Origin of the sequence: Amaricoccus sp. (assembly GCF_036846665.1) — a bacterium.
Taxonomy (GTDB): domain Bacteria; phylum Pseudomonadota; class Alphaproteobacteria; order Rhodobacterales; family Rhodobacteraceae; genus Amaricoccus.
Genome location: NZ_DAIUBO010000277.1, coordinates 1 through 4406, shown reverse-complemented (window position 1 = coordinate 4406; position 4406 = coordinate 1). Strand labels below are relative to the sequence as shown.

Genomic DNA, 4406 nt, shown 5'->3' with positions numbered 1-4406 from the left:
ACCTGCGGGGGGACCGGCCCCGCCCCGCAGCGTGAAGGATCTTTTGTTGCGCCTGCGAACATCCTAGGCGACCCCCCGACACGAGGGCGCTCAGGAGCAAGCCATGAACATCGACAGCATCCCCGCCGGGAAGAACCCGCCCCAGGACATCAACGTCGTGATCGAGATCACCGGCGGCGCCTCAGGCGGCGCCCCGGTCAAATACGAGATCGACAAGGCTTCGGGCGCGGTCTTCGTCGACCGCGTCGTCAACACGCCGATGTTCTACCCCTGCAACTACGGCTTCGTTCCCAATACCCTGCATGCCGACGGCGATCCGACGGACGTGCTGGTGATCTGCGACTTCCCGCTCGCGCCCGGCGTGGTGATCCGCTGCCGGCCGGTCGGCGTGCTGAAGATGGAGGACGACGGCGGCATGGACGACAAGCTGATCGCCGTCCCCGTCGCCAAGGTCGACCCGTTCCAGGCGCATATCGCCGATCTCGAAGACATCGCGCCGAAGACCCGCGACCGGATCAAGCATTTCTTCGAGCATTACAAGGATCTCGAGGAAGGCAAATGGGTCAAGGTGATCGGCTGGGGCGACCGGGCCGAGGCCGAAGCGATCCTCAGCGACTCGCTCGCGGCAATGAAGAAATAGGCCCAATGCCCGGCAGCGGCACCGCTGCCGGGCCAAGCATCGGCCGCCGCTTGCAGCGAGGCCCGTTTCCACACGATATCAGTGGCCTGCCTCGTGTCCTGCCGGACGACAGGTATCCCCCGGCCCCAGTCGCAGCGGTCTAGTCGCGGAACAACGCCTCCAGACCCTCGATCGTCAACTCGTCATGGGTGACCAATACCAGGTCGGCATCCCGAAACCCGGCGCCGGCCTCGGCCGACAGCCCCACGCATCGGAATCCGCCGGCCTTCGCGGCCCTCACGCCGAAGACCGAATCCTCGATCACGACACATTCATGGGCCGGGATCTCCAGCTGCCGGACCGCCGCGAGGAAGATGTCGGGGGCCGGCTTGCCCCGCGCGACGTCATCGCCGCCGACCACCGCCGAGAAGGCATCGCGGATCCCGGCCTTCACCAGCACGTCATTGACGTTGACGCTGCTCGATGCCGTGGCGAGCGCATAGCCCCGCGCCCGGCACTGGTCGACCAGCCGCAGGGCGGCCTCGAACACGACGAATTCGCCGCGACCGATCATCTCGCGGTAATAGACGTTCTTGCGCTCCGCGGCGTCCCTGACCTCCGCATCGCTATGATCGACCATCACGGCGCGGGCGCCGTCGAAGCGTGGCCGGCCATCGACCAGCCTGCGGTAGTCGGCGAAGTCGAAGCCGTAGCCGTATTCCGCGAACATCCGCCGCCACGCCCGGAAATGCGCCGGAACCGTGTCGACGAGCACCCCGTCAAGGTCGAAGATGATCCCCCTGAGGGGCATTGTCCTGTCCTCCGATGTTGGGAAAGCGGCGCATCCGCACCAAAAGGAAAGCCGGATCGACAAGCGTTTGGAACCCGAATAACAATTCGGGATGATGATACGCATGTCTCCCGCCGGTCGCGCGCCAGGGGCTTGATGCTCGACGTCAAGAAGCTCCCCTTCGACGAAAGAGCGAAATGCGCCGCCTACATGCGGGCCAGCTACAACATGTCGCAACTCGAGATCGGAACCGTGCTCGGCGGCCTGTCCCAGCCCCAGGTCTCCCGCCTGCTCGCCCAGGCCGAACAGAAGGGATATCTCGTCGTCGAGCAGCGTTTCGCCCGCGAGCTCTTCTCCGACGAATGGATCCAGATGGTGGATCGCCTGCTGATGCCGAGCGGCCTCTTCGGCGAGCTGAAGGATTTCTGCCGCCGGCACGGCGTCTGCGAGCCGCGGCTCCGCGCCTTCGAAAGCGGTCCCGGCCATACCGAGGTGCGCATGGCGCAGCGGCGCACGCGGCTCGGCCGGCTCGCGGCGGGCCGGATGGTCGAGCTGATCGAGAAATCCCGGATCGTCGGCGTCGCCTGGGGACGGACCATCAAGAGCGTGGTCGAAGGCATCCAGGCCTCCCGCCTGCCGATCACCGCCTCTGAGCGGATCGAGTTCGCCGCCGTCTGCGCCGAGTTGGTCTCGCTCGCGCAGCACGGCTATTCGTCCAGCATTCTCGCCGGTGCGCTCAGCGAGATATTCAATGGCGAGCCCGGCTCGGGGCCGCAGCTCACCGGCTTCCCGGCCTATGTGCCGCGCCACTATGCCCCGGACATGCGGCAGTCGATCTGGCGCTTCGTCCGAGAGACGCCGGGCCACCGTCGCGTCTTCAGCGGTGCGGGCGCCCTCATCCACCGGATGGACATGCTGCTCTCGAGCGTCGGCTCGACGAGCAGGCCGGTCCTCGGGAGCTTCGACGAACTGGTCGCGGCGGCCGGCATCCCGGCCGAACGCATCACCACGCTCGTGGCCGGTGATCTCGGCGGCATCCTCATCCCGCGCGCAAATCTCTCGCCCGACGAAACCCGGCTCGTGGACGACCTCAACGAGATGTGGACCGGGCTGCATCTCGACCATGTGCGGGACATCGCCGCGCGCGGAGACAAGGACCCCGCGACGGCCGGGGTCGTGGTGGTCGCGGTCGGTGCCGGCCGCGCCGGCGTCATCCTGGAGCTGATCCGCGGCAATCTGGTCAATGAAGTGATCATGGACCATGCCGGGGCGAACGAGCTTCGCACGCTGATCGCCGCCGAGACGGTGGACGCCGGGACGGGCTGACCGCCGCCGCGCCCCGCCTCACAGCCGGACCACGACCTCCTCGCCGGCGGCGAGGCCATGGGCGCGATCCCGCACCTCGATGGTTTCGATCGTGCCGGGCGGGGCGGTCAGCAGGAAGCGGCATTCGTCCCGCGCCACCGTCACGGCCAGATCCATGCCGCGCCATTTCAGCCGGAACCGGAGCGCGTCCCAGCCCTCGGGGAGCCAGGGCCTGAAGGTCATCCGTCCCCCCCGCACCCGGAACCCGCCGAAGCCGCAGACCAGGATCTGCCAGGTTCCGCCGGCCGAGGCGATATGCATGCCGTCGCAGGTATTGCCCTGGTTGTCGCGCAGATCGACGAAGGCGGAGCGCTGGAAATAGAGCTCCGCGGTGGCGCGGTCGCCGACCTCGATCCCCATGATCGCATGGACAGCTGGGCTCAGCGAGGATTTGTGCAGGGTCCGCTTCTCGTAGAAGGCGTAGTTCGCCGCCTTCACGGCATCCGGATAGGCGTCGGGCAGCAGATAGGTCAGCATGACCACGTCCGGCTGCTTCAGGAGCATGGTGCCGTTCAGCGAGAAATGGTCGTGGCCCGCCGGATAGCGCGGCATCCGGTTCTGGTCCCATTCCGTGATCGGGACGTCCTCCAGCCCGAAATAACCCTCGAACTGCTCGATCAGCCCGTCCCCGGAGATCGCGGGAAGATAGATCCGGCCGGCGATCCCGCCCCAGCGCGCCACTTCCTCCCGCGTCAGCTCCAGCCGCTCGAGCAGGGCCTCGTGCTCGGGGCGGCCCTCGGCGGCGAGACCCTCGAAGACCGCCACCGCCTGTTCGAGATGCCATTGCGCCAGGCGGTTGGTGAAGGTGTTGTTGTCGACATGCTCGTGGAACTCGTCGGGGCCGATGACGCCGGTCAGCTCGAACTGCGCCTCCGCGGCGTTCCATTCCAGCCGGCTCGCCCAGTAGCGGCTGGTCTGGTAGAGGATCTCGGCGCCGTAGTCGCGCAGGAACTGCCGGTCGCCGGTCGCGGTAACGTAGCTGAGGATGCCGTAGGCCACGCAGGCGGTGACGTGGATCTCCTCCTCCCCGGTCCAGATCCGGTTCTGCCCGTCCGCCGTCCATTTCGGCGTCGTCTCCCGGCCGGTATCGGCGGATTCCCAGGCGTATTGCGCGCCCTCAAAGCCGTTCGCCCGCGCGTTCTCCAGTGCGCCCGGCAGGGTATGGTAGCGATAGGTGAGCAGCGCCCGCGCCGTTTCGGGCTGGGTGAAGATGAAGAAGGGCAAGAGGAAGATCTCGGTATCCCAGAAGACATGCCCCTTGTAGCCCTCGCCCGACAACGACTTGGCGCCGATATTGGCGCGCGGGTCCTCCTCGTTCGCGGCGATAAGCAGGTGATAGATGCTGAAGCGTGCCGCGAGGCTAGCCTGCGGATCGCCGACGACCAGGCAGTCGCAGGCGTCCCATTTCGCGCGCCACGCGGCGGCGCTCTCCGCGAGACAGGCGGTCATGCCGCGCCGGCGCGCCGCATCGAGACGGTCGCGCACGTCCCGTGGGATGTCCCCGGCCGGCATGTCGCGCGAGGTGGCGATCGCGGCGAATTTCTCGAAGACATGCGGCATGCCCCTGCGCGCCTCGATCTCGGCGACCTGCGCCACGCGCTCGTAGTCGCGCGCGCCGCCCAGGAAGCGCGC

The 4406-nt window shown here is 67.5% G+C and carries 4 protein-coding genes; 2 read left to right on the top strand and 2 right to left on the bottom strand.

Annotated elements, in window-relative coordinates:
- Positions 1 to 103: 103 nt before the first annotated feature.
- Positions 104 to 640: an inorganic diphosphatase gene (ppa, locus tag V7050_RS18540; protein WP_324369905.1), complete on the top strand. Its 537-nt coding sequence runs from the start codon at positions 104 to 106 to the stop codon at positions 638 to 640.
- Positions 641 to 779: 139 nt separating this feature from the next.
- On the opposite strand, the gene V7050_RS18535 is transcribed toward ppa, so the two are convergent.
- Entirely contained in the window at positions 780 to 1430 is a 651-nt protein-coding gene (locus tag V7050_RS18535; RefSeq protein ID WP_324369907.1) for an HAD family hydrolase, read from the bottom strand.
- A 135-nt stretch (positions 1431 to 1565) separates the two neighbouring features.
- On the opposite strand from V7050_RS18535, the gene V7050_RS18530 reads away from it, so the two are divergent.
- Complete coding sequence (locus V7050_RS18530; RefSeq protein WP_324374659.1) at positions 1566 to 2735, top strand: sugar-binding domain-containing protein; 1170 nt, start codon at positions 1566 to 1568, stop codon at positions 2733 to 2735.
- Between the two features lie 18 nt (positions 2736 to 2753).
- On the opposite strand, the gene V7050_RS18525 is transcribed toward V7050_RS18530, so the two are convergent.
- On the bottom strand, positions 2754 to 4406 hold a 1653-nt coding region (locus V7050_RS18525), incomplete at its 5' end, for a glycosyl hydrolase family 65 protein (protein ID WP_324410991.1).